The sequence below is a fragment of the Rhizobium sp. WYCCWR 11152 genome (assembly GCF_013087615.1).
GTDB classification, from domain to species: Bacteria; Pseudomonadota; Alphaproteobacteria; order Rhizobiales; family Rhizobiaceae; genus Rhizobium; species Rhizobium indicum.
The window spans coordinates 111,408-135,589 of the sequence record NZ_JABFCP010000027.1; the positions used below are offsets into that span (position 1 = coordinate 111,408).

Here is a 24,182-nt window from a genome sequence, read left to right on the forward strand (position 1 = left end):
TGGATAGACCGTGGAAGAAAAACAGCTTCCGCGGTCTTTTGCTCAGGGGACGAAAAAAATCCCAACTTTCAAACGATTGAATTGAATTCAATCGTTTCAATGACTTAGCCTTCCATTTTTCTCCCTATAAACTTCTGTTATCCGCGTTCTATATTCCTGAAGTGCCGATGTTTATTGTTGTGGAGAGAACGAAATGAGCGAACGACTGGAAGACATTGCAGTGCAGATGGTTACAGGCGGCCGGGGGCTGCTCGCCGCCGATGAATCGACCTCCACCATCAAGAAACGTTTCGACACGATCAACCTCGAATCGACCGAAACGAGCCGGCGAGACTACCGGGAGATGCTCTTCCGCTCAGACGAGGCGATGAAGAAATATATCTCCGGCGTCATCCTCTTCGAAGAGACGTTGTTCCAGAAAGCCGCGGACGGCACGCCCTTCGTCGATATCATCCGCGCAGCCGGCGCCATCCCCGGCATCAAGGTCGACACCGGCGCCAAGCCGATGGCCAAATATCCCGCTGAAACCATCACTGAGGGCCTCGACGGTCTCGGCGAGCGCCTTGCCAGATATTATGAAGCCGGCGCCCGCTTCGCCAAGTGGCGCGGCGTCATCGCCATCTCGTCGACCTTGCCGACCCGCGGTTCCGTCCGCGCCAACGCTCAGGCGCTTGCTCGTTATGCCGCACTTTGCCAGGAGGCCGGGATCGTTCCGATCGTCGAGCCGGAATGCCTGATGGACGGCAAACCGGGCGATCACAATATCGACCGCTGCGCCGAAGTGACCGAATCCACGCTGCGCATCGTTTTCGAGGAACTGGCCGATGCCCGCGTCAACCTCGAAGGCATGATCCTCAAGCCGAACATGGTGATCGACGGCAAGAACGCCCGCAAGGCCTCGGTCGCGGAAGTTGCCGAGCGCACCGTCAAGGTGCTGAAGGCGACCGTCCCGCCCGCCGTTCCCGGCATCGCCTTCCTCTCCGGCGGCCAGACGACCGAAGAGGCGACAGCCCATCTTTCGGCGATCAATGCCAGCGGCGACCTGCCCTGGTTCGTCACCTTCTCCTACGGCCGCGCCCTGCAGGACAGCGCGCTCAGGGCCTGGAACGGCAAGCAGGAAAACGTCGCTGCCGGCCAGCGCGAATTCACCCACCGCGCCGAGATGAACAGCCTTGCCGCCAAGGGCAACTGGAAGAAAGACCTGGAAAAGGCAGCCTGAGTTTTGGAGCTTTGAACTAATGGGCAGGGAGCGGCGAACGCAGCTTCCTGCCCTCTCCGCCGTTTCCTTCCCTCTCATTGTCACGGCGACAAGAAACCGCTTCGTTCCGCGAAAAACCGTGATTACTCATAGCGCCCTGTCACAACAGGAGCCGCCATGAACACCCTCTCCTACGTCACCGTCGATGTCTTCACCTCCACCCGCTTCGAGGGCAATCCGCTTGCCGTCATTTCCGATGCGCGCGGTCTGAGCGATGTGGCGATGCAAAAGATCGCCACCGAGTTCAACTATTCCGAAGTCACCTTCGTCCTGCCGCCGGAAGACCCGCAAAATTCCGCCTGCGTGCGCATCTTCACCCCGACGATGGAAGTACCCTTTGCCGGCCATCCGAACGTCGGCACCGCCTATGTGCTCGGCCAGCAGGGGGAGATTTTCGGCAAGCCGGTCGGCGATACGCTGCGTTTTGAGGAAAAGGCCGGCATCGTCGAAGTCAGCCTGAAACGCAGCGGCGGAAAGGTTGCTGCTGCCGCCATCCGCGCGCCGCAGCCGCTGACGATCGGCGACACCATCGCCGCGCAAACCATCGCCGGCTGCGTCACGCTCGACCCGGGCGTCATCGTCGACACCACCCATGCCCCGGTCTTTGCATCCGTCGGGCTGAACTTCGCCATCGCAGAGGTGAACGGGCTCGAAGCGCTGGCCGCCGCCCGTCCGAACCTTGCCGGGTTCCAGGCAGCTGCCGGCCGCCAGACGACGAGCGGCCACGACTTCTCGCTCTTCCTCTATGTGAGGACAGCCGAAAATCCATGGAATATTCGCGCCCGTATGTTCGCGCCCCTCGATAACGTGCCCGAAGATCCGGCAACCGGCAGCGCTTCCGCCGCGCTTGGCGCCTATCTCGTCTCGCTTGCGCCGGAGGCCGATATGAACGTCCGCATCACCATTGAACAGGGCGTCGAAATGGGCCGCCGCAGCGTTATCACCCTTGATGTGCTGAAATCCAACGGCATCGTCACCGATGTCGTCATCTCGGGAGGCTGCGTTTCCGTCATGCGCGGAGAAATTGGCTTGCAAGACTGACGGTCGCAGCCCGGACCATACCCCTGCTTTATACGCAATCCGGGGCTACATCAGGAAATCGCGCGAAAGCAGAGCCACTGCCCAGACGGCGAAAGCGATCAGCGCGAGCTTCCAGAAATCCATCCGCCGCCTGAGGCCGGGAAGCCCGAGCGGTTTGATCACCTGTATCGCCATGGCAAGGATGAGCAGCAAGGCTATCAGCTTTGTCATGCTTTATTTTTTCCGTTTTTCGGAATGTCACAGGACGGACATTTTTCCGCGCGAACAAGAGGATCTCGACACGCCGTAAAGACATTCCGGGGCACAATCAATCATCTTGAGGCTGGGCTGACGCAGGTCCTGCCTTATGTCATTGCAAATCGCTAAGACCGAGTCTGGGGAAATGAAGAGAAATCTGCTGTCCGTCGCCGCGCTGCTCTTTGGCACGCTCTTCCTTTTCATGGGCAACGGCCTGCAGGGCATACTGCTTCCCGTGCGCGGCAATCTCGAAGGCTACGCGACGACGACGCTCGGCCTGCTCGGCACTTCGTGGGCGGGAGGCTTCGTCATCGGCTGCTTGATTGCGCCGAAGATTGTGCGCCGCGTCGGCCATGTGCGTGCCTTTTCAGGCTTCATCTCGATCATCGCCATCATTGCGCTGGTCAGCGGTATCATCATCGATCCGGTCTGGTGGGTGGTCCTGCGCGCCGTCACCGGCTTCTCCACCGCCGGCACGTCGATGATCATCGAAAGCTGGCTGAACGAGCGTGCCAGCAACGAGAGCCGCGGCATGATCTTCTCGCTTTATATCGGCATCACACTCATCGGCGTGGTCGGCGGCCAGATGATGATCCCGCTCGAGGATGTGCGCACGCCGGTTCTCTTCATGATCTGCGGCATCTTCTATTGCATCGCCATGCTGCCGACGACGCTGTCGACCGCCGCTTCGCCGCAGCCGCTGAAGGCGGTGCGCCTCGATCTGCCGGCGCTCTATCGCAACTCGCCGGTCTCCTGCCTCGGCATCCTGCTCGTCGGCATCGCCAACGGTGCCTACGGCACGCTCGGCGCCGTCTTCGGCGCCGGCGCCGGCCTCTCCGACACCAGCATCGCCGTCATGATGAGCGCCACCATCTTCGCCGGGGCGGTGATGCAGCTGCCGGCCGGCCGGCTTTCCGATCGCATCGACCGGCGTTACGTGCTCGCTGCCATGTCGGGGATCGCCGCCCTTGCCGGCCTGCTGATCTTCCTGCTCCACCCGACGTCCCCCGCCCTGCTGATCGGGCTCGTCGTCCTTTACGGCGCCGTGGCGAATACGCTCTATCCGATCGCCGTCGCCCACGCGAACGACTTCGCGTCGTCAGAGGATTTCGTCAAGGTCTCCGGCGGCTTGCTGCTGCTCTACGGCATCGGCACGGTGATCGGCCCGACGCTCAGCGGTCCCGTCATGTCGGCGATCAGTCCACACGCGCTTTTCCTGGTCACCGCCATCGCCCATGTGCTGATCACCGTTTATGCCATCATCAGGAGCCGCATCCGGGCCGCGGTCCCCGCCAGCGACCGCGACGCCTACACGACGATCCCGACCGGCACCTCGGCGATCCTGACACCGCAAAGCATGTCGCTTGCCGATCGCGGCGCCGGCAAACCTCCCGAAACCGGAAAGTCTCCCGAAAGCGACGATCCTGCTGTAAAGTTTGGTTAGGCAGCGAACGGAGGACGAACCATGAGCTTCATCGATGATGACCGGCCGCAGAAGAAAGTCGCCCATGAGATCGGCGCCGATCTCTCCATGCTTTCGGTCGATGAATTGAAGGCGCGGGTGGAATTGCTGAAGACGGAGATCGCCCGTCTTGAGGCCGAGGCCGCCCGCAAAGCCTCCGGGCGGCAGGCGGCGGAAAGCTTCTTCCGCTCGTGATCCGATAAAAACCCCGAAAAACAAGGCTATAGGCGGATAAAATAGCCCGCCTCAAGTCTTAATCCGGCACAATGTTAATAAAATATTAAGCTTTATAAGGTATTACTGTATTCATCCGGATTTCCTCTGGATCTCAGACAGTTTTCCAAGCGGTGAATTGGTCTGATTTTTCTCCCTGTTTTACCTTGAGAGCCGCGTTTGCGGCTCTTCTTTTTCCTATGGCCGGCGCACTTCCACGAAACTGTGGAGATTAACCCTTTCTTAAGAAACGGCTTGCGCATTTGGGCTAATGATACCATCTTAAAGTCATAAAGACCGGGCCTGGAAACTTTTCCGTCGGTGCCGGCGTTACCTGAATATATGTAGCTGCGTGCGAACAGGGACTATTGCGATGTCGGAAGTTGGATTGAACACGATCAGTTTTGCAGGCCGCGCCGCTGCATCCTCGCAGTTCAAGGCACTTTATGCGGAAGGCATGTCGCTGGTCGAAGAGACTGCCGCCTATCTCGACGGTCAGGGCCGCGCCGCCTCCAAGGTTCTGCCGCGGATGGCCTCGGTTCTCTACGCCGCGGAATCGATGCGTCTCACCACCCGCCTGATGCAGATGGCCTCCTGGCTGCTGTTGCAGCGCGCCGTCAACAATGGCGAAATGTCCCGTGACCAGGTGCTGGCCGAAAAGAACAAGGTTCGCCTCGACGGCTTCAACGTCGACCGCGCCGCGCCCGGCTGGGGCGACCTGCCGGAATCCTTCCGCGACCTCGTCGAACGCTCGCTGCGTTTGCAGAACCGTATCGCCCTACTCGACCGCGAGATCTACCGCCCGTCCGAAGCGGTGATCGTTCATGATAATCAGAACAGCGTCCAGGCCCAGCTTTCCCTGTTGCAGACCGCCTTCGGCAACAACTGACCAGATCTGCAAGAATTCGAATACGAACCGGCTGCGTCTTACGTGGCCGGTTTTTTGTTTGCCGCTGAAGCATCCCTACAGCGTCCTTTACGCGTCCCAAAAGACGCGCGGCACTGTAAGCCGTTGCAAACGCAAAAAAGCCCGGCGAAACCGGGCTCTCTTCGAATTCCGTCGAGCAAAAGCGATTAGAGGCCGAGACCGCCGAAGCGCTTGTTGAACTTGGAAACGCGGCCACCGCGGTCCATGAGCTGCTGGTTGCCGCCGGTCCAGGCCGGATGCGACTTGGAGTCGATTTCGAGGTTCATGACAGCGCCTTCCGAACCCCAGGTCGAGCGGGTTTCGTACTCAGTGCCATCGGTCATGACCACCTTGATCATGTGATATTCGGGATGGATGCCTGCCTTCATAACAATCTTCCTGCGATACCGGAGTTCAATTTGCCGCATGCAGTTGCGGCCAACGAACCGATTGAATAAATGAAGCCGCAGTCGGATGGCTACGGCTTCCCATTAGGATGCGGTGCCTATACATGAAGGACGCCTAGATAACAAGAGCCAACAGGCCGCATTGCGCGGGTCCTGCGGGCGATCGGAGACGATTTGGCAGAGCAGACACGGGCTGAGGAAAACAAGAAGCGATCGCTGCGACCGCTCGGCAGGCTGATGCCCTATGTCATGCGCTACCGCGGCCTGGTGGCCGGTGCGCTGATGTCGCTGGCGCTTGCCGCCATCACCTCGCTGGCGCTGCCGCTCGCCGTGCGTCGCATGATCGATCACGGCTTCACCCAGTCCGACGGCCGCTTCATCAACAGCTACTTCGCCATGCTGATGGTCATGGCCATCGTGCTCGCGGTCGCCAGCGCGCTGCGCTATTATTTCGTCATCACCATCGGCGAGCGCATCGTCGCCGATCTTCGCCGCGATGTCTTTTCCCATGTGACAAGGCTGTCGCCCTCCTTCTTCGACGTCAATCAATCGGGTGAGATCGTCTCGCGGCTGACCGCCGATACGACACAGATCAAGTCCGCCGTCGGCGCCACCGCCTCGGTGGCGCTCAGGAACTTCATCCTCTGTATCGGCGCCATGGGCATGATGATCGTCACCTCGCCGAAGCTTTCGAGCCTCGTCATCGGAGCGATCCCGCTGATTGTCTTCCCGCTCGTCGCCTTCGGCCGCTCGGTGCGCAAGCGCTCACGCGCCGCCCAGGATACGCTCGCCGATGCCTCCGCCTTCGCCAACGAGACGATCGCCGCGACCCGCACCGTCCAGGCCTTCAACGGCGAGGATGCCGCAGCGACGCGTTACGGCACCGCCGTCGAATCCGCCTATGAGGCCGCCCGCGCCGCCATCCGCTCGCGCGCGCTGCTGACCGGGATCGCCATCACGCTGATCTTCGGCAGCGTCGTCGCCGTTCTTTGGGTCGGCGCCCACAGCGTGCTTGCCGGCACGCTTTCGGCCGGCACGCTCGGCCAGTTCCTGCTCTATGCCGTCATCTCCGCCGGTTCGCTGGGCGCGCTGTCAGAGGTCTGGGGTGAACTCTCGCAGGCAGCCGGTGCCGCAGACCGGCTGACCGAGCTTCTCGACGAGGTCTCGCCGATCGCAGCACCCGCCAGCCCTGAGCCGCTTCCCTCGCCCAGCCGCGGCCGCGTCGAATTTTCCGGCGTGCATTTTGCCTATCCCTCGCGCCCCGGCAAATCGGCGCTGCATGGTTTAAGCTTCGCGGTCACGCCAGGTGAGACCGTCGCCATCGTCGGCCCTTCCGGTGCCGGCAAGAGCACCGTCTTTTCGCTGCTGCTGCGCTTCTACGATCCGCAGCAGGGCAGCGTGACGATCGACGGTGTCGATGCGCAGCTGACGACGCCCGACGAGCTGCGCCAGCGCATCGCCATCGTGCCGCAGGACGTCACCATCTTTGCCGCCTCGATCCATGACAACATCGCCTTCGGCCGTCCCGGCGCCTCGCGTGACGAGGTCCGCGCCGCAGCTCTTGCCGCGCAGGCCGACGAATTCATCGCCCGGCTGGACCAGGGTTATGAGACCGAGGTCGGCGAACGCGGCATCACGCTCTCCGGCGGCCAGCGACAGCGCATCGCCATTGCCCGCGCCATCCTGAAGAACGCGCCCGTGCTGCTGCTCGACGAGGCAACCTCCGCGCTTGACGCCGAAAGCGAAACGCTGGTGCAGAAGGCGCTTGACGGCCTGGTGGACGGCCGCACGACGCTCGTCATCGCCCATCGCCTGGCAACCGTGCTGAAGGCCGACCGTATTCTCGTCATGGATCAGGGCCGGGTCGTCGAAGAGGGCACGCATCAGAGCCTGATCCGTCACGGCGGCATCTATGCGCGGCTGGCGCGGCTGCAATTCGACGCCGCCAATGAGGATGTGCTCGCCGCCGCGAAATAGCCGGCGCGCACTTCTCCCGCCAACAGCGACTAAAGTCTGAACCCGCCGCGCTTCTCTGCGGTTGTCTTTCGCGCGTCCTGCCCTAACCTCTTCATTCCCCGGGGTGGGGATATTGCTGCTGAAATCCTTGGGAGGAGATAGGAATGGCGCTTTTCGATATGACGCGACGTACGGGCCTTGCGCTCGGTTTCGGTGCGCTTGCGGCCCTTGCCGTCGGCGCGTCTGCCGCTGCTGCGGATTTTCCCGATCGCGCGATCACTATGGTCGTGCCCTTCGCGGCCGGCGGCTCGACCGATGTCGTCGCCCGCATCGTCGCGCAGAAGATGTCGGAGGATCTCGGCCAACAGGTAATCGTCCAGAACGTCGCCGGCGCCGGCGGCAATCTCGGCGCCGGTAACGTCGCCCGCGCCGAACCGGACGGCTACACCATCCTGATGGGCACGGTCGCGACCCACGCCCTCAATCCGCTGATCCTGAAATCGACGCCCTATGACGCCGAAAAGGATTTCGCGCCGATCTCGCTGCTCGTCGTCGTGCCGAATGTGCTGGTCGTCAACCCGGAACTGCCGGCAAAGACCGTGCAGGAACTGGTCGCCCTGCTGAAGGCCGAGCCCGACAAATACAGCTACGCCTCATCGGGCAACGGCACGCCGTTGCATCTTTCCGGTGAACTCTTCAAGTCCATGGCCGGCGTCAGCATGCAGCACATCCCCTATAAGGGTGCCGGTCCGGCATTGAACGACGTCATCGGCAACCAGGTGCCGATCATGTTCGACAACCTGCCCTCCTCGTCGAGCCACATCAAGGCCGGCACTCTGCGGGCGCTGGCGGTGACCACGGCCGAGCGCGCGCCCTCGTTCCCAGACATACCGACCGTCGCCGAGTCAGGCATTCCAGGTTACGAGACCTACACCTGGAACGCGCTTTTCGCCCCGGCCAAGACGCCGAGCGAGGTTGTGACGCGCCTCAACGCCTCGGCTAAAAAGGCGCTCGCCGACCCTGCCGTTGCGGAACGGATGAAGGAATTCAGCGCCACCATCGTCGGCTCGACGCCGGAGGAACTCGCCGCCCATGTGAAGGCCGAACTCGCCAAATGGGGACCGGTCGTCAAGGGCGCGAACATCCAGATGGAGTGATGCCGAGCATGATCCGCAAAGTGTGAGCGGTTTTCGGATGACGTCATGCTCTATTCTTTAAATGAGAACAGGATTCAGATTTTAGGCCGATCCGGCCTGAGATCATCCTGTTCTCGGGCATAGGCGCTGCCGCCCTCATTCGCTTGCGTCCAATAGAAACGGTGACAATTGGACGCTAAGCAACCCAATCCTGATTAAGGCAGTGGAAAAGCTCGCCATTTTGATCTAGCCTCCACTAAGCTGATGGTTGCAATTCAGCGTTTTGGGATTTCGGGAGACATCTATGTATAAATTCGAAGTCTATAAGGATAAGGCCGGCGAGTTCCGCTTCCGCTTCAAGGCATCGAACGGGGAAACCATGTTCCTGTCCGAAGGCTACAAGGCGAAGGCGTCCGCCGTGAGTGCCATCGAATCCATCAAGAAGAACACGCCAAGCGCCGAGGTCGTCGACCAGACGAAGGCCGAGTCCTGAGCAGACCGGCAGCGGCGGCGTGATTGCCGCCCTGCCCTTTCGCGCCCGTAAGCAGCGCCGGCGCCCTTGAGCCTGGCCCGCTTGCGATTTTCGGCGCCATTTTTCTTTTTCGCATATTTTTTTGAAAACCATGTCGAAACGACCGGTGGCCGCGCCTCATTGTTTCGGAACGGCCCCACCGCTCCGCCGGGCTTCACGGTTTTCGGGATCTGGATCCCCGCTATCGGCATGCCCGGATCAACGTCAGCAACGAGATCAGGAGTTTTCCATGCAATATGCTCTCATCATTCGCGAAGCCGCCGAGGATTTCGCCCGCCGTAGCGATCCCGCCTATCGCGACGGCTGGGTCGCCTACAGCCAGGCGCTCGCCCAGGCCGGGATCATGACCGGCGGCGCCGGGCTGACAGGCCCGGAGACCGGCACGATCGTGCGCCGCAAAGGCGAGGACCATGATGTTCAGGACGGTCCCTATCCGGAAGGCAAGGAACAGCTCGGCGGCTTCTATCTGATCGACGTTCCCGACATGGACACCGCGCTCGAATGGGCGACCCGCGTTCCGATCTCCGACAAGGGTTCGGTCGAGGTGCGCCCGCGCCTGCAGATGTGAGGCGGCAATGCAACCCGATGCCGGACGCGCTGCCGAAAAGGTGGCGCGTCAGTCCTACGGCAAGCTGATTGCCTTTCTCGCCGCCCGCTCGCGCGACGTGCCGGCGGCAGAGGATGCATTGTCGGCAGCGCTGGCTTCGGCCCTTCGCGTCTGGCCGGAACGCGGCGTTCCCGGCAATCCGGAAGCCTGGCTGCTGGTGGCTGCTCGCCGCAACCTCATGCAGGCGGCCCGCCATCGCACCGTCGAGGCCAATGCACAAACGACGATATCGGTCGCCTTCGAGGAGGCGGAGGAACGCATGAACGCGGCCGGCAGCGCCGTCTTTCCCGATGAGCGGCTGAAGCTGCTGTTTGCCTGCACCCATCCCGCCATCGACAGCTCCGTGCATACGGCGCTGATGCTGCAGACCGTTCTTGGCATCGAAGCAAAGATCATCGCCCGATCGTTCGTCGTCTCACCGGAGGCGATGAGCCAGCGGCTGGTGCGGGCCAAGGTGAAGATCCGCGATGCCGGCATTCCCTTCGCCGTTCCGCCTCGCCCCGCGTTGCCGGGGCGGTTGGCGGCGGTGCTTTCGGCGATCTACGCGGCTTACGGTCTCGGCTGGGACGGTCTTGACGGAGAGAACGAACGCCATTCGCTCGCCGGCGAAGCGATCTGGCTCGGCCGTGCGCTTCTGGCGGTGCTGCCGGACGAACCGGAAGCTGTTGGCCTGCTCTCGCTGATGCTTCACTGCGAAGCCCGCCGCAGCGCCCGGCGCGGCGGCGATGGCCGATATGTGCCGTTGGATGAGCAGGATACGACTGCGTGGAACGCGATCATGATTGCCGAGGCGGATGCGCTGCTGCGCAAGGCCGGCAGCTTCGACCGTTTCGGCCCCTTCCAGTGCCAGGCGGCGATCCAGTCCGTGCATGCGGCGCGCCGGCTATCGGGAACGACCGACTGGCAGGCGCTGACGACACTCTACGCAGCGCTGGTGATGATGAAGCCGACGCTGGGTGCGCGCGTCAGCCAGGCTGCGGTGATCGGCAGGGCCTCGAGCGCCGCTGCCGGGCTGGAGCAGCTCGACAAGCTCGATCCGCGCGACATCGCAAGCTACCAGCCCTACTGGGCGGTGCGTGCCTTTCTCCTGACCCAGGTCGGCGATCATACCGCGGCAGCCGATGCCTATATGACAGCAATCGGCCTCAGCGACAGCCCCGCCGTGCGCGATTTCCTCGCCGGCCGGCTAAAGGACGCGCGGCAGGCGATATGATGTTAATCACTTCTCGGTCAGCTTCAGCTCGATGCGGCGGTTGGTAGAGCGCGCATCCGGTGTATCGCCAGGCGCGATCGGCTGGAACTCGCCGAAGCCGGCGGCAACCAGCCGGTCGGCCGGCACGCCTTGTGCAATCAGGAATTTGACGACCGAAATCGCGCGCGCCGAGGAGAGTTCCCAATTGTCGCGATAGCGGCCAGTTCCGCCAAGCGGCACATTGTCGGTATGGCCATCGACGCGCAGCACCCAGTTGATCTCGGGCGGAATTTCTTTGGCGAGATCGAGAAGGGCGCTAGCAAGCTTCGCCATCTCGGTCTGCCCCTCCGGGTTGAGATCGGCGCCGCCCGAGGGAAACAGCACTTCCGATTGGAAGACGAACCGGTCGCCGACGATGCGGATATTCTCGCGGTCCGAGAGGATCTCGCGCAGACGGCCGAAGAAGTCGGAACGGTAGCGGTTCAGCTCCTGGACGCGTGCGGCGAGCGCCACGTTGAGGCGGCTGCCGAGGTCGGCGATCTTGGTCTGCGAGACCCGGTCTTTCTCCTCCGACGCCTGAAGGGCTGCTTCGACGGCGGCAATCTGGCTGCGAAGCGCTGCGATCTGCTGGTTCAGCAATTCGACCTGGCTGAGCGCCCGCTCGCTCACCTGCTTCTGCTCGTCGAGCTCCTGCGTCATCGAGCCGATCCGCTTCTGTGCCGCATCCTGACCGCCCGAACCGGCATTCAGCAGCGCCTGCAGCCGCGACCGGTCACCTTCGGCGCTGGCAAGCGAGGCCTGCAGATTGGCGACCGAATCCTGGAGATCCTGGTTGCTGCCCTTTTCGAGCGCGAGAAGCTGCGTCAGCTCGTTGATCTGGCTGTTGAGGCGATTGAGCACCTCATCGCGTCCGGTGATCTCACGGCTGAGGATGAACTGCCCGACGACAAAGACCGTCAGCAGGAACATGATGGAAATGAGCAGCGTCGACAGCGCGTCGACGAAACCCGGCCAGTAATCCACCGTGCGTTCGCGGCGCCGGTTGCGGGCAAGAGCCATGGCTTACTTGCCCTCGCTCTTTTCTGCCTGGCTGGCGCGGTCGCGCAAGCGCTCGCCCCTCTCGCCTGCGCGCTCCTGCACGCCGATGCGTTCGGCAAGCCGGTCGAGCGTGCGTCGCATTGCCTTGGCCTCGTCCTGCTGTGCCTCGATCCAGTCGCGCAGCATCTGCTGCTCGTTGCGCATGTTCTTGACGAGACCCTGAATGCCTTCGGCAAGGCTCGCCATGGCAGCGACGGAGCGCTGGCTGCCGGCGCCGCCCTCTTCCGAGACCTTGCGCAGATAATCGGAGAGCGCGCGCATGTCATCCGACGAAGCGCCGGAAACGGCGTCGAGAGCTGGGGCAAGATGATCGGAGCCGACATCCGTGACCGAGGAGAGCCAGTTTTCCAGCTCCATATAGAAGCGGTTTTGCGCGCGGCCGGCCTGCAGGTCGAGGAAGCCGAGAATGAGCGAACCGGAAAGGCCGAGCAGCGAGGAGGAGAAGGCCTGGCCCATGCCCGAAAGCGGCGTGGAAAGCCCTTCCTTCAGCGCCGAGAGCACGTCCCCGGTGCCGTTCGAGCCGGCATCGAGCGACTGGATGACAATGCTGATCGAACCGATCGTGCCGATGAGGCCCCAGAATGTGCCGAGCAGGCCGAGGAAGACCAAGAGGCCGATCAGGTAGCGCGAAACGTCGCGCGATTCGTCGAGGCGGCTGGCAATCGAATCGAGGATCGAGCGTAGCGCCGTCGTCGACAGCGACACTGCGGACTTGCGGCTGCCGAGCAGCGCCCGCATTGGCGCAAGCAGCCGCGGATTGCGGTTGACCTTGTCGACGCTGCCGGCGGCGCGGAACGAATTGAACCAGCGCACCTCGGGGCGAAGCGCCAGTACATGGTTGAAAACAAGGATGATTCCGACCGCGAGAACGCCGACGATCAGGCCGTTGAGGCCCGGATTGTGCATGAAGGCGGTCTGCGTCTGGCGGAAGAGGATGGCGGCGATAAAACCGACGATGACGAGGAAAAGCAGCATCGTCCAGAGGAAGGGCATGGGGCTCGAAAGCCTGTTGGCATAAATGCCCGCCGTCTTTTCGGTGGAGCCGATCTCCGCCACATTCACATTTTCCATAGGTTACGCAGCCTCCGGATTCCCTGCTGGCGGAGACTAGAACAACATTGTGCCGAATTGAAGTATGCCGGGGAGAAAACCGTGACTTTACAACAGCCAGATTTTCGTTCGGTCACTTGGCGGGAACCGGCCGCTTGACGACTTCGATCAGCGCCTTGTGGATAATCTCGTTGCCGGCGACGATCGTGCCGCTCTCGAGCATCGTTGCGCCACCGTCCCAGTCGGTGGCGAAACCGCCAGCTTCGCGGATGAGCAGGATGCCAGCCGCCATATCCCAGGGCGCAAGCTCCGCTTCCCAGAAACCGTCGAAACGCCCGGCCGCGACATAGGCAAGATCAAGCGTCGGCGAGCCCAGGCGCCGGATGCCTGCCACTTCGCCCATCACGTGGCGAAGCTCGACCAGGAACTTGCCGTGATTGCGCTTGCCGAGCGCCGGCACGCCACAGCCGATGACGCAATCCGACAGTGCCCGGCGCGCAGCGACGCGCAGGCGCCGGTCGTTGAGAAAGGCGCCGCCGCCACGCTCGGCGGTATAGAGTTCGTCGGTCGCCGGATTGAAGACGACGGCGGCAACGATCTCGCCATTGCGTTCGAGCGCGATCGAGACAGCGAAGGCTGGGATGCCGTGCAAAAAGTTCGTCGTGCCGTCGAGCGGGTCGACGATCCAGCGATGCGCGCCGTCGGTGCCCCTGATTTCCTCGCTTTCCTCGCCGAGGAAGCCATAGGTCGGACGCGCCTTGAGCAGCTCTTCCCTGACGATCTTTTCGGCCTTGCGGTCGGCGGTGGAAACGAAATCGCCCGGTCCCTTCACGGAAACCTGCAGGTTCTGCACTTCGCCGAAATCACGTCCCAGCGACTTTCCTGCCTTGAGGGCAGCCTGAACCATGACATTGAGAAGAGCTGAACGGGCCATCGGCGCATTTTTCCTTGGGACTGATACGGGGCGCGCGCGCTGCCAGGGGCGGGAAGTGTCCCTGAACATGCATGACAGGCAGCGCTGCGAAGATTGGCGGCCTCAAGACCACAAAATCAGGGAAATTTCAAGGGGAGGCGCGCATGGCTGCCCTGCGGTGCCAGAAACCATTAATTTTATTCTGGACAGATCAGTCCAATAAGAGTAGAAGCCTCGTCATGGCACGACACAAGGAATTCGATCGCGACACCGCCCTTCATGCCGCCATCGGCGTATTTTCCGAGCACGGCTATGAAGGCACCTCGACCGAGGAATTGCTGACGGCGATGAAGATCAGCCGGCAAAGCATGTACGACACCTTCGGCGACAAGCGCGGCCTCTATCTGGAAGCGCTGAAGCGCTACAATGTGGAGAGCATCGACAACATCATCGCCGATCTTCGCCGCGAAGGCCGGCCGATCGAGGCGCTGGAAGGCGCTCTTGTCGCCTTCGCCTCGCGTCCCGCTGCCGAAGCGCGGCGCGGCTGCCTCGGTGTCAGCGCCATCTGTGAATTCGGCCGCACCGATGCCGAGGTCGCAGCTCTTACCGACAGCGCCGGCCACGCGCTTCACGCGGCGATCGAGAGCCTTCTCGCGGAGGCTCGCAGGACCGGAGATCTCGCAACAGATATCGATATCGCCGACGCCATTCCGTTTCTCGGCGCTGCCCTGTCGGGCATGAAAGTCAGCGCCCGAAACGGCGCCCCACCCGCGACGCTACGCGGTATCGCACGCATGGCAATCAGAAGCCTCCGCTGACGAAGGGACAACTCCGAACCGGCCTTTCCATGCACAATTCTAGACTGATCTATCCAAAAACAAAGGAAACCTGCATGTCTCAACCCCTTTCCACCAAGATCGCCCTCGTTACCGGCGGCTCACGCGGCATCGGTGCCGCCATCGTCCGAAGGCTCGCCGCCGACGGCGCCGCCGTTGCCTTCACCTATTCCAGCTCCGAGCACAAGGCGAAGGCGATCGTCGCCGAGTTGGAGGCTGCTGGCGGTAGGGCGCTGGCGATCCGGGCCGACAGTGCCGATACGAAAGCCGTACAGGATGCCGTCGCGCTGACAGCTGGGACCTTTGGCGGTCTCGACATTCTCGTCAGCAATGCCGGGATTCTCATCCTCAACCCGCTCGACGACTATTCGCTCGAAGATTTCGACCGGATGTTCGCCGTTAATGTCCGCGCTGCCTTCGTCGGCATCCAGGCAGCGGCAAGACATATGAAGGAAGGCGGCCGCATCATCACCATCGGCAGCGTCACCGCCGATCGCAGCGGCTTTCCGACCTCCGCAGTCTACAGCATGACGAAGGGCGCGATCGCCTCGATGACCCGCGGCCTCGCCCGCGATCTCGGCCCACGCGGCATCACCGTCAACAACATCCAGCCCGGCCCGACGGCGACCGACATGAACCCCAATGAGGACGATCATGAGCGCCTCAAGCCGCTGATGGCGCTTGGCCGCCTGGGTGAGGACCGCGAGATCGCCGGTCTCGCCGCCTATCTCGCCAGTGCCGAGGCCGCCTTCGTCACCGGCACCAGCCTGACGATCGACGGCGGTTATCTCGCCTGAATACAGAACTTGCACGGCTATGATCAAAAGCCGGCGGCATCGTGCGATACCGCCGGCTTCAGCCGGTTCCCTTGAAACCGACTTAAAACTTCTGTTGTGTCATCAGCACTTCGCGAGCGATCTGATCGAGCGGCAGAATACGGTCGACGCCGCCTTTGGCGATCGCCTCCTTCGGCATGCCGAAAACAACGGAACTCGCCTCGTCCTGCGCCACTGTGTAGGCGCCGGCCTGATGCATTTCCAGCATGCCGCGCGCGCCGTCGTCGCCCATGCCGGTCATGATGATCCCCATGGCGTTCGAGCCGGCCGAGCGCGCCGCCGAGCGGAAGAGCACGTCGACGGAAGGCCGGTGTCGCGACACCAGCGGCCCGGTCTTGACGCTCACATAGTAGCGCGCACCCTGGCGTTCGAGCAGCATGTGTTTGTCGCCTGGCGCGATCAGCACATGGCCGCGCAGCACCGGATCGCCATCGACGGCTTCCTTGACCTCGACCTCGCAGAGCCCGTTCAGCCGCTTGGCGAAGGCGGCAGTAAATTTTTCCGGCATATGCTGGACGATCACCATGCCAGGTGCATTGGCCGGCAGTTCCTCCAGGAACTCGCGCAGCGCTTCGGTGCCGCCGGTGGAGGCGCCGACGCAGACGACCATCTCCGTCGTCTTCGCCATGGCCCGCCCCGTCGGTGGCGGCAGCATCACATCCGCGGTCAGCTTCTTGGCCGGCCCCTCCGCCGAAGCCGGGCGAATGGTTCCGGCGGCGCGGCGCACGTTGGAAAGCCGTGCATGCGAGGCGCTCTTGACGACTTCGCGAATACGCATCGCATCGTCGGCAAGGCTGTCGGCCGCTCCGATCTTCGATTTCAAAATGACGTCGACGGCGCCGGCCTCCAGCGCCTGGAGCAGCGTTTCCGAACCCGCTTCCGTCAGCGACGAGCACATCACGACGGGGATCGGCCGTTGCGACATCAGCTTGCGCAGGAAGGTGATGCCATCCATGCGCGGCATCTCGACGTCGAGCGTGATGACATCGGGGATCTCCTCCTGGAGCTTCCGCGCCGCCATGAACGGGTCGGATGCGACCGCCATGATCTCGATATCGGGATCCTGCTCCAGCACATGGGTCAGCGTCTGGCGGATGCTGGCGGAATCGTCGATGATGAGAACGCGGATTTTCTTAGCCATGAATGCCCCTAATGCATGCCGTCCAGAAGTGCGCAGCGGTTTTGGGATGACGCGATGCGCTTTAGATACGCTGAAACACCGTATTCGAGACCTGCTTCAACGGCAGATCGAAGCCGGTGATCGATTCGGAGTGACCGATGAACATATAGCCGCCCTTCGCCAGGCAGGCGCAGAGGCGGTTGAGCACGCCGGCCTGAGTCTGTTTGTCGAAGTAGATTAGCACGTTGCGGCAGAAGATGACGTGCATCGGTTCGCCGATCGCGTATTTCTCGTCCATCAGGTTCATACGGGCAAAACCGATCTTGCTGCGCAGTTTCGGCGTGATGCGCACCTCCCGCCGACCTGGCTGCTTGGCTGTCAGCACGTATTTGCGCTGCAGATCGCGCGGCACAGGCGCGATCAAATCTTCCGGATAGATGCCACGGCGCGCCGTCTGCAGCACGTCGGTGGAAAGGTCGGTCGCCAGCACGCTGTAGGAGACGTCATTGCGGCCTTCGGCGAACTCCGCCAGCACCATCGCCATCGTGTAGGGTTCCGCCCCCGTCGAGCAGGCCGAACTCCAGGTGCGGATGGTCCGCACGCCGCTATTGGCGATCGCCGGCAACGCCACGCTCTGCAGATAGTCGAAATGCTTGGCTTCGCGGAAGAAGTCGGTCTTATTCGTCGTCACCACGTCGATCAGGTAGACGGTTTCCTGGGCGAGGCCATCCTCATTGAACAGGAAGTCGCAATAATCGTCGAAGGTCGCGTGGTTGGTTGCGCGAAGGCGGCGCCTCAGCCGCCCTTCGAGCATCGTCAGCTTGGTCGGCGGCATCTTGATGCCGCTATAGTCGTAGATGAACCGGGCAAGCTTGTCGAAATTGCGCTTGCTGATCCGGTCACCCGGCAATTGGGTTTCCACCGCTGCTGCCATACTCATAGAATGCAGTACTCCGAGTTGATGCGCGGGTCAGGCCGCCGATTGCAGTGCCGAGGCGTCCTCGCGCGACAGCAAGCGTGCAAGATCGATGATGACGACGAAGCCGTTTTCACGGCGAACGACGCCGGCGATATAGTCCGAGCGCCACCGCACGCCGATATCGGGCGCTGCCTCGATCTGCTCGCGCCGGAACGGCGTGACCTCGAAGACGCGGTCGGCGACGAGGCCGAGCGTCAGCAGCCGGCTTTCCATCGGAACGTCGAGGACGAGCACCCGCGTGTGCGGTGTCGGCACGGTCTTCGTCATGCCGAGCTTCAATCGAAGGTCGATCGTCGGCACGCCCTGCCCGCGCACATCGCGCAGGCCGAGCAGATAGTCAGGACCATTCGGAATCTTGAAAGCTTCCGCATAGTCGAGGATTTCCCGTACGACCTCAACCGGCACGGCGAAAATCTCCTCGCCGAGGCTGAAGGTCACGAATTGCGCTTCCAGAGATGTCGTGGCCATGATCATGCGCTTTCCTTGAACTCGGCGTCCCCACTATCGGGACCACCCATCGAGAGATCGAGAGCGAAGCCTTTCGCCCGAGCCTGCTGGCCGGCAACGCTGTTGGCAGCCGGCTTCTTGGACATGGGCTTGCGGCCGGCGGCGGAAGCCGGGCTGCGGACCGTGACCTTGGCGGCCGGCACGCGATGCTGGCGATTGCTTGCCGTATCGACTTTAAAGAAGGCGCCCGACGTCTGCAGTTCTTCCGCTTGGGTCGCGAGCTCTTCCGATGTCGCAGACATCTGCTCGGAAGCACCGGCATTCTGCTGCGTCACCTTGTCGAGCTGCTGGATCGCTTCATTGATCTGCGAGGCGCCGATATCCTGCTCGCGGCAGGCGGCACTGATCTCGGAAACCAGTTCCGCCGTCTTGCGGATATCGGGCACCAGCCGGCCGAGCATGTCGCCGGCTTCCTGAGCGGCCTTGACCGTATCGCCCGACATAGAGCTGATTTCGGCGGCGGCCGACTGGCTGCGTTCGGCAAGCTTGCGCACTTCCGAGGCGACGACCGCAAAACCCTTGCCGTGTTCCCCCGCACGCGCGGCTTCGACGGCAGCGTTCAAAGCCAGCAGATCGGTCTGGCGGGCGATTTCCTGGACGATGCCGATCTTCTGGGCAATCGTGCGCATGGCGTCGACAGCACGCGTCACCGCTTCACCGCTCATCTCCGCGTCCTTGGCCGACTGGCGGGCGATCTTTTCGGTCTGGGCGGCGTTATCGGCGTTCTGCTTGATGTTGGCGGCCATCTCTTCCATCGAGGCAGAAGCCTCTTCGGCCGACGCGGCCTGTTCAGTTGCGCCCTGCGACACCTGCTCGGAGCTCGAGGAGAGTTCCTGGCTGCCGGCCGAGACATTTTCTGCGGCAGCGGCCGCGTCGGAGACAACCCCGCGCAGGCGCTCGACCATCTGCTCGAGCGCAATGCCCAACGCATCCTTGTCGGAGAGCGGCTTCGGAGACACCGTCAGGTCGCCGTTTGCGATCTGATTGGCGATCTCCGCGGTGTTGCGAAGATTTTCCGTCATAACGTTGATCGTGTTCACGAGATCCTTGATCTCGTCGTTGCTCCTGATCTCGACCTTCTGGTTCAGGTCACCGATGGCGACGGCGCTGGCAACGTTCATGATCTTGCGCAGGCCGCTGTTGACGCCGAGCGCGATCCATAGCGCAGCAGCGAACGCGATGACGGAAGCGCCGACAGCGATACCGATGAGCATGTTCTTCGTCGAACTATAAAGAATGTCGGTGTCGTCATCGGCTTGCGTCATCGACTTCTGCTGAAGTGCGACGAGCGTCTCGAAAACCTCTTCCAGTTCCACGACGAGGACGCGGACCTCTCCCGACGAAAGCGCCGCGGCCCCTGCCCTGTCGCCGCTTTCCTGGATGGAGGCGACCTTGTTGGAGCTCTCATTGAAGCGTTTGGCAAGCTCAACCAGCCTGTCCCAAGTGGGTTTGCCCTCGGTGGTTGCGAGCTGTTGGCCGCCCGTGGCGAAGGCCACCATTTCATCCAGGCTCTTCGCCGAGTTCTGGTAGTCCTTCCTGGCCACTTCGGGATCCATTTCCAGAAGGGCATTCTTCTGCCAGCGAACGGCATTAAGCTCGGCAGTCTTTGCCTCCAGAGCCAGTTCCAGCCTTTTTGCAGGACCTGAAACAAGGTTGCCGACAGCATCGTTCAGGGAACTGAGGCTGATGATTCCATAGACCGCGCTGCCTACCAGCAACAGTATGACAAAGCCGAATGCGGCTGCGAGCTTAAGTTTGATCGTAATACGCATCTCAATATACCTCTCCGAGAGCGAAGCAATAAAATGGGGTCCAGGCGCGCGCGGCATCATGCAGCAAAGAAATTCGAGTAGGCAAAGACATGCCACGGAAGGAAATTGGCGGACTTCCGTGCCGGCACGCGAGCGCCGGAGTGTGCGTCGTGGGCCAGGCTGGCTGGCCCACGACAGTTGCGAACGGGGGAGCGCTATGCGCTTTCCCCAGGGGAGCGCTATGCGCTCTCCCTAAACTCGTCATCGGCCGTGTCGGGACCGCCCATCGACATATCGAGGGCAAACCCCTTGGCGCGGGTTTGCTGGCCGGCGACCGTATTGGCCGGCGCCTTGCTGGCCGGCTTGCGCGGTGTGGCCGGAGCCCGGCTGCGGACGGTGAGTTTTGCAGCCGGCGTGCGATCGCGGCGCCCGCCCGCCATGTCAACCCTGAAGAAGGCGATCGAGGTCTGCAGTTCCTCGGCCTGGGAAGCGAGCTCCTCGGAGGTCGCCGACATCTGCTCGGAGGCACCGGCATTCTGCTGCGTCACCTTGTCGAGCTGCTGGATTGCCTCGTTGATCTGGGCAGCCCCGATATCCTGTTCGCGGCAGGCAGCACTGATCTCGGAGACCAGTTCCGCCGTCTTGCGGATGTCGGGCACCAGACGGCCGAGCATATCGCCGGCTTCCTGGGCGGCCGTCACGGTATCGCTCGACATCGCGCTGATTTCGGCGGCAGCCGACTGGCTGCGTTCGGCAAGCTTGCGCACCTCCGAGGCGACGACTGCAAAACCCTTACCGTGTTCACCCGCACGAGCGGCTTCGACGGCGGCATTGAGGGCGAGCAGATCGGTCTGGCGGGCGATTTCCTGGACGATGCCGATCTTCTGGGCGATCGTGCGCATGGCATCGACGGCACGGGAGACGGCCTCGCCGCTGGCTTCAGCATCCTTGGCCGACTGACGGGCGATCTTTTCCGTTTGCGCCGCGTTGTCAGCGTTCTGCTTGATATTGGAAGCCATCTCTTCCATCGAGGCGGAAGCCTCTTCGGCCGAAGCCGCCTGTTCGGTGGCGCCCTGCGAGACCTGCTCGGAGCTTGCCGAGAGTTCCTGGCTGCCGGAAGAGACGTTCTCGGCGGCGGAGATCGCGTCGGCGACGACGCCGCGCAGACGTTCGACCATCTGCTCCAGGGCGAGGCCCAGCGCATCCTTGTCGGAGAGCGGCTTCGGAGACACCGTCAGGTCGCCGTTTGCGATCTGATCGGCGATGCCGGCGGTGGTCCGCAGGTTGGAGATCATGCTCTGCATCGCGATGCCGAGCGTATCCTTGTCCGAAAGCGGCTTGGCATCGGTACTGAGGTCGCCCATAGCGATCTGATCGGCGAGTGCTGCCGTGGCGCGCAGGTTGGCAGTCATGGTGTTGACCGTGTTGATGAGATCCTTGATCTCGTCATTGGTCTTGACGTCGACCTTCTGGTTGAGGTCGCCGATTGCGACGGCGTTTACGACGGTCGTAATCTTCCGCAGACCGTTGTTGATGCCGAGCGTGATCCACAGTGCAGCGCCGAGAGCGATGAGCACGGCGATACCGGAAGCGGTGCCGAGGATCAGCTTGGTCGAATTGTAAAGATCGGTGTTCGACTGATCGGTCGCCTTCATGCCCTTGCGCTGGATCTCGATGAGTGCGGCAATCGCGTCACCCATGTCGTTGGTCATCGTGCGCAGGTCGCCGAGCGACAGCGCCAGTGCACCGGCTTGATCGCCCCTGGCGTCAAGCTGCTGCAGTTCGGCGGATCTGTCGCGGAATTTCGCACCGATCGTCTGCAGCTTTTCCCAATAGGGCTTGCCTTCGGGCGAAGCGATGGCGTGGCCGGCATCGACGGCATCGAACATCGCCTGCAAGTTCTGGTCGGCCTCCTTGTAGAAACCGGCAGCGGCGTCGGGTTCGGTGGAAAGCAGCGCGTTCTTCTGAGCGCGGATGGCGTTGACTTCGGCAACATTGGCGTTCAGCGCCAGTTCCAGGCGGCGCATCGGGCCGTCGATCATATTGCCGCTTGCATCGTTCAAGGTGCCGAGGCTCAGGCTTCCATAAACCGCGATGCCGATCAGCAGCAGCGTCATGATGCCGAAGGCAAGACCCAATTTGAGCTTGATGGTGAAACGCATGTGAGGCCCCCTGTTTGCGGTCAAAACGAATGGATAGAGACACGTCCCATCGGTGGGGCGTCGAGCGTGAAAGTGATGTGTCTGAAAAGGGGGAAAGCGACTACATTCACTTCCCGGCAGCCGGACATCTATCGATCGCAGCGCCAACGCCTACATGCGTTGGGGGATATCCCGCCTCGGGCCACCGGAGCAGCCCGAGGGATCACATGGCGAAAGCGTTCAGGCGCTTTTGCCAGGGGAGCGCCTATGCGCTCTCCCTAAAGTCGTCGTCGCCGGCGTCTGGACCGCCCATCGACATATCGAGAGCAAAGCCCTTGAGACGCTGCTGCTGCGCCGAAACCGTCTGGCCACGGCCCTGGCCGTTGGCCTGCGGGGCGGGTTTGCGGACAGCAGCCGGGGTCTTGATCACCTTGGTCGAAGCTTTTGGCTGGGCCTTGTAGGCGCCGGTCCGTGCGCTGCCTGCCGTATCGACCTTGAAGAAGGCGATCGAGGTCTGCAGCTCCTCGGCCTGGGAGGCGAGCTCCTCGGAGGTCGCCGACATCTGCTCGGAAGCGCCGGCATTCTGCTGCGTCACTTTGTCGAGCTGCTGGATCGCTTCGTTGATCTGCGAGGCGCCGATATCCTGTTCGCGGCAGGCCGCACTGATCTCGGAGACAAGTTCCGCCGTCTTGCGGATGTCGGGCACCAGCCGGCCAAGCATGTCGCCGGCATCGGCGGCAGCCTTGACTGTGTCGCTCGACATCGAGCTGATTTCGGCAGCGGCCGACTGGCTGCGTTCGGCAAGCTTGCGCACCTCCGAGGCGACGACCGCAAAACCCTTGCCGTGTTCCCCCGCACGAGCGGCTTCGACGGCAGCGTTCAGAGCCAGCAGATCGGTCTGGCGGGCGATCTCCTGGACGATGCCAATCTTCTGGGCAATCGTGCGCATGGCGTCGACAGCACGCGTCACCGCTTCTCCGCTCATCTCCGCGTCCTTGGCCGACTGGCGGGCGATCTTTTCGGTCTGGGCGGCGTTATCGGCGTTCTGCTTGATGTTGGCGGCCATCTGCTCCATCGAGGCGGAAGCCTCTTCGGCGGAAGCCGCCTGTTCGGTTGCGCCCTGCGATACCTGTTCCGAGCTTGCCGAAAGCTGCTGGCTGCCGGAAGAGACGTTGTCGGCGGCCGACAGTGCGTCGGCGACGACGCCGCGCAGGCGTTCGATCATCGTATTGACGTTGCCCAGAAGTTCGCCGATTTCGTCATGGCTGGTGATATCGGCCATCTTGGTCAGATCGCCTTCCGACACTTCGCGCACCACGCTGTTGGCACGGCCGAGGCCCTTGCTGATCGTGCTGGCGATCCAGAACGCGGTAAAGGCAGCAATCAGCAGGGCAACGGCGGCGACCGCAACCATCATTGTGCGCGTCGTCGTGTACTGCGCTTCGGCGCCGTCGTCGGCAGCCTTCATACGCTGCTTTTCAAGTGCCAGGATTTCGCTGAGCGTCGAGTCGATGTCGTTGGCAGCGACCCGCGCCGTCGTGACGGAAACGGCATTTGCGCCTTCGGCATTGCCGGCCTTCATATATTCCCGGATCTGATCGTCGGCTGCCGTGAAGCTCTTGGAAAGTTCGGCGATGCGCGCCCAGCGCGCCTTGCCTTCTTCCGTGGCCAGCTCCAACACCTGGTTGAAGGCGTCGGTGAAGTCCTTGCGGGCCTGATTGCCCTTCGCGATTGCGCCAGCCGTCTCGTCTGCGCTGCGGGCAGTGAGCAGGTTCTTCTGCTGGCGGATCTCCTCGAGCTGGGCAATGTTGATCTGCTGCGCCAGATCGAGCCGGGCTGCCGGGCCGGCGAGAAGCTTATCGATCGTGTCATTCAGCGATCCAAGGCTGAAGATACCGTAAGCGGCGGTGCCTACGAGCATCAGAATGATGAAGGTGAACGCGGTCACCAGTTTCGTCTTGATTGTCAGTCGCATAGTCCCCAAACCCCTCGTTGAATTCATT

General features: G+C 62.3%; 23 protein-coding genes. 12 read left to right on the plus strand and 11 right to left on the minus strand.

Annotation, left to right across the window (positions count from 1 at the left end):
- The first annotated feature begins 193 nt into the window (after positions 1-193).
- Both G9X67_RS32805 and G9X67_RS32810 read left to right on the plus strand, forming a co-directional pair.
- On the plus strand, positions 194-1,219 hold the full coding sequence (locus tag G9X67_RS32805; RefSeq protein ID WP_072640618.1) for a class I fructose-bisphosphate aldolase: 1,026 nt from the start codon (positions 194-196) through the stop codon (positions 1,217-1,219).
- Between the two features lie 156 nt (positions 1,220-1,375).
- Positions 1,376-2,299, plus strand: coding sequence for a PhzF family phenazine biosynthesis protein (locus tag G9X67_RS32810; RefSeq protein ID WP_138333418.1), 924 nt, complete (start codon positions 1,376-1,378; stop codon positions 2,297-2,299).
- 45 nt (positions 2,300-2,344) lie between these two features.
- Here G9X67_RS32810 and G9X67_RS32815 read toward each other — a convergent pair whose 3' ends face one another.
- A complete protein-coding gene (locus G9X67_RS32815; RefSeq protein WP_003542801.1) occupies positions 2,345-2,509 on the minus strand; it encodes a hypothetical protein in 165 nt (54 codons plus the stop codon).
- Between the two features lie 172 nt (positions 2,510-2,681).
- Between G9X67_RS32815 and G9X67_RS32820 the strand changes: the two genes are divergently transcribed.
- The 3 genes from G9X67_RS32820 (at position 2,682) to G9X67_RS32830 (ending at position 5,100) form a co-directional block, all read left to right on the plus strand.
- Positions 2,682-3,980 (plus strand): MFS transporter, encoded by a 1,299-nt coding sequence (locus G9X67_RS32820; RefSeq protein WP_138333416.1) that lies wholly within the window; start codon positions 2,682-2,684, stop codon positions 3,978-3,980.
- A 21-nt stretch (positions 3,981-4,001) separates the two neighbouring features.
- Positions 4,002-4,193 (plus strand): DUF1192 domain-containing protein, encoded by a 192-nt coding sequence (locus tag G9X67_RS32825; RefSeq protein ID WP_003542803.1) that lies wholly within the window; start codon positions 4,002-4,004, stop codon positions 4,191-4,193.
- Positions 4,194-4,584: 391 nt separating this feature from the next.
- The gene (locus G9X67_RS32830; protein WP_003542804.1) at positions 4,585-5,100 is read left to right on the plus strand and encodes a DUF1465 family protein; all 516 of its coding nucleotides are present in this window, start codon (positions 4,585-4,587) and stop codon (positions 5,098-5,100) included.
- A 185-nt stretch (positions 5,101-5,285) separates the two neighbouring features.
- On the opposite strand, the gene rpmE is transcribed toward G9X67_RS32830, so the two are convergent.
- On the minus strand, positions 5,286-5,507 hold the full coding sequence (gene rpmE / locus G9X67_RS32835) for a 50S ribosomal protein L31 (RefSeq protein WP_003542805.1): 222 nt from the start codon (positions 5,505-5,507) through the stop codon (positions 5,286-5,288).
- Between the two features lie 192 nt (positions 5,508-5,699).
- Between rpmE and G9X67_RS32840 the strand changes: the two genes are divergently transcribed.
- From G9X67_RS32840 to G9X67_RS32860, 5 genes are all read left to right on the plus strand, one after another.
- On the plus strand, positions 5,700-7,502 hold the full coding sequence (locus G9X67_RS32840; protein WP_171600626.1) for an ABC transporter transmembrane domain-containing protein: 1,803 nt from the start codon (positions 5,700-5,702) through the stop codon (positions 7,500-7,502).
- Positions 7,503-7,645: 143 nt separating this feature from the next.
- Entirely contained in the window at positions 7,646-8,638 is a 993-nt protein-coding gene (locus G9X67_RS32845) for a tripartite tricarboxylate transporter substrate binding protein (protein ID WP_138333412.1), read from the plus strand.
- Between the two features lie 283 nt (positions 8,639-8,921).
- Complete coding sequence (locus tag G9X67_RS32850) at positions 8,922-9,110, plus strand: YegP family protein (RefSeq protein WP_064651210.1); 189 nt, start codon at positions 8,922-8,924, stop codon at positions 9,108-9,110.
- A gap of 268 nt (positions 9,111-9,378) precedes the next feature.
- Positions 9,379-9,717, plus strand: a complete 339-nt coding sequence (locus tag G9X67_RS32855) for a YciI family protein (protein ID WP_138333410.1) — start codon at positions 9,379-9,381, stop codon at positions 9,715-9,717.
- 7 nt (positions 9,718-9,724) lie between these two features.
- Positions 9,725-10,969: a DUF6596 domain-containing protein gene (locus G9X67_RS32860; protein ID WP_138333408.1), complete on the plus strand. Its 1,245-nt coding sequence runs from the start codon at positions 9,725-9,727 to the stop codon at positions 10,967-10,969.
- 6 nt (positions 10,970-10,975) lie between these two features.
- Here the strand turns inward: G9X67_RS32860 and G9X67_RS32865 are convergent, their stop codons facing one another.
- The 3 genes from G9X67_RS32865 to G9X67_RS32875 all read right to left on the minus strand — a co-directional run bounded on the left by G9X67_RS32865 (position 10,976) and on the right by G9X67_RS32875 (position 14,030).
- On the minus strand, positions 10,976-12,007 hold the full coding sequence (locus G9X67_RS32865; RefSeq protein WP_138333406.1) for a peptidoglycan -binding protein: 1,032 nt from the start codon (positions 12,005-12,007) through the stop codon (positions 10,976-10,978).
- Positions 12,008-12,010: 3 nt separating this feature from the next.
- Complete coding sequence (locus tag G9X67_RS32870; RefSeq protein WP_138333405.1) at positions 12,011-13,117, minus strand: flagellar motor protein MotA; 1,107 nt, start codon at positions 13,115-13,117, stop codon at positions 12,011-12,013.
- A gap of 112 nt (positions 13,118-13,229) precedes the next feature.
- Positions 13,230-14,030, minus strand: coding sequence for an inositol monophosphatase family protein (locus tag G9X67_RS32875; protein ID WP_138333404.1), 801 nt, complete (start codon positions 14,028-14,030; stop codon positions 13,230-13,232).
- Positions 14,031-14,248: 218 nt separating this feature from the next.
- Between G9X67_RS32875 and G9X67_RS32880 the strand changes: the two genes are divergently transcribed.
- Positions 14,249-14,827 carry a TetR/AcrR family transcriptional regulator gene (locus tag G9X67_RS32880; protein WP_138333403.1) on the plus strand — a complete coding sequence of 193 codons (579 nt, stop codon included), beginning with the start codon at positions 14,249-14,251 and terminating at the stop codon, positions 14,825-14,827.
- Between the two features lie 74 nt (positions 14,828-14,901).
- A complete protein-coding gene (locus G9X67_RS32885) occupies positions 14,902-15,642 on the plus strand; it encodes a 3-oxoacyl-ACP reductase family protein (protein WP_138333402.1) in 741 nt (246 codons plus the stop codon).
- Between the two features lie 82 nt (positions 15,643-15,724).
- Here G9X67_RS32885 and G9X67_RS32890 read toward each other — a convergent pair whose 3' ends face one another.
- The 6 genes from G9X67_RS32890 to G9X67_RS32915 all read right to left on the minus strand — a co-directional run bounded on the left by G9X67_RS32890 (position 15,725) and on the right by G9X67_RS32915 (position 24,154).
- Positions 15,725-16,822 (minus strand): chemotaxis response regulator protein-glutamate methylesterase, encoded by a 1,098-nt coding sequence (locus G9X67_RS32890; RefSeq protein ID WP_138333401.1) that lies wholly within the window; start codon positions 16,820-16,822, stop codon positions 15,725-15,727.
- Positions 16,823-16,883: 61 nt separating this feature from the next.
- Complete coding sequence (locus tag G9X67_RS32895) at positions 16,884-17,741, minus strand: CheR family methyltransferase (protein WP_138333400.1); 858 nt, start codon at positions 17,739-17,741, stop codon at positions 16,884-16,886.
- Between the two features lie 30 nt (positions 17,742-17,771).
- Positions 17,772-18,254, minus strand: a complete 483-nt coding sequence (locus G9X67_RS32900; RefSeq protein ID WP_018072866.1) for a chemotaxis protein CheW — start codon at positions 18,252-18,254, stop codon at positions 17,772-17,774.
- Positions 18,251-20,059, minus strand: coding sequence for a methyl-accepting chemotaxis protein (locus G9X67_RS32905; protein WP_171600627.1), 1,809 nt, complete (start codon positions 20,057-20,059; stop codon positions 18,251-18,253). Before G9X67_RS32905 ends, G9X67_RS32900 begins: the two co-directional genes overlap by 4 nt.
- 218 nt (positions 20,060-20,277) lie before the next feature.
- Positions 20,278-22,200, minus strand: a complete 1,923-nt coding sequence (locus G9X67_RS32910; protein WP_138333398.1) for a methyl-accepting chemotaxis protein — start codon at positions 22,198-22,200, stop codon at positions 20,278-20,280.
- 244 nt (positions 22,201-22,444) lie between these two features.
- Positions 22,445-24,154 carry a methyl-accepting chemotaxis protein gene (locus tag G9X67_RS32915; protein WP_138333397.1) on the minus strand — a complete coding sequence of 570 codons (1,710 nt, stop codon included), beginning with the start codon at positions 24,152-24,154 and terminating at the stop codon, positions 22,445-22,447.
- Between the last annotated feature and the right edge of the window lie 28 nt (positions 24,155-24,182).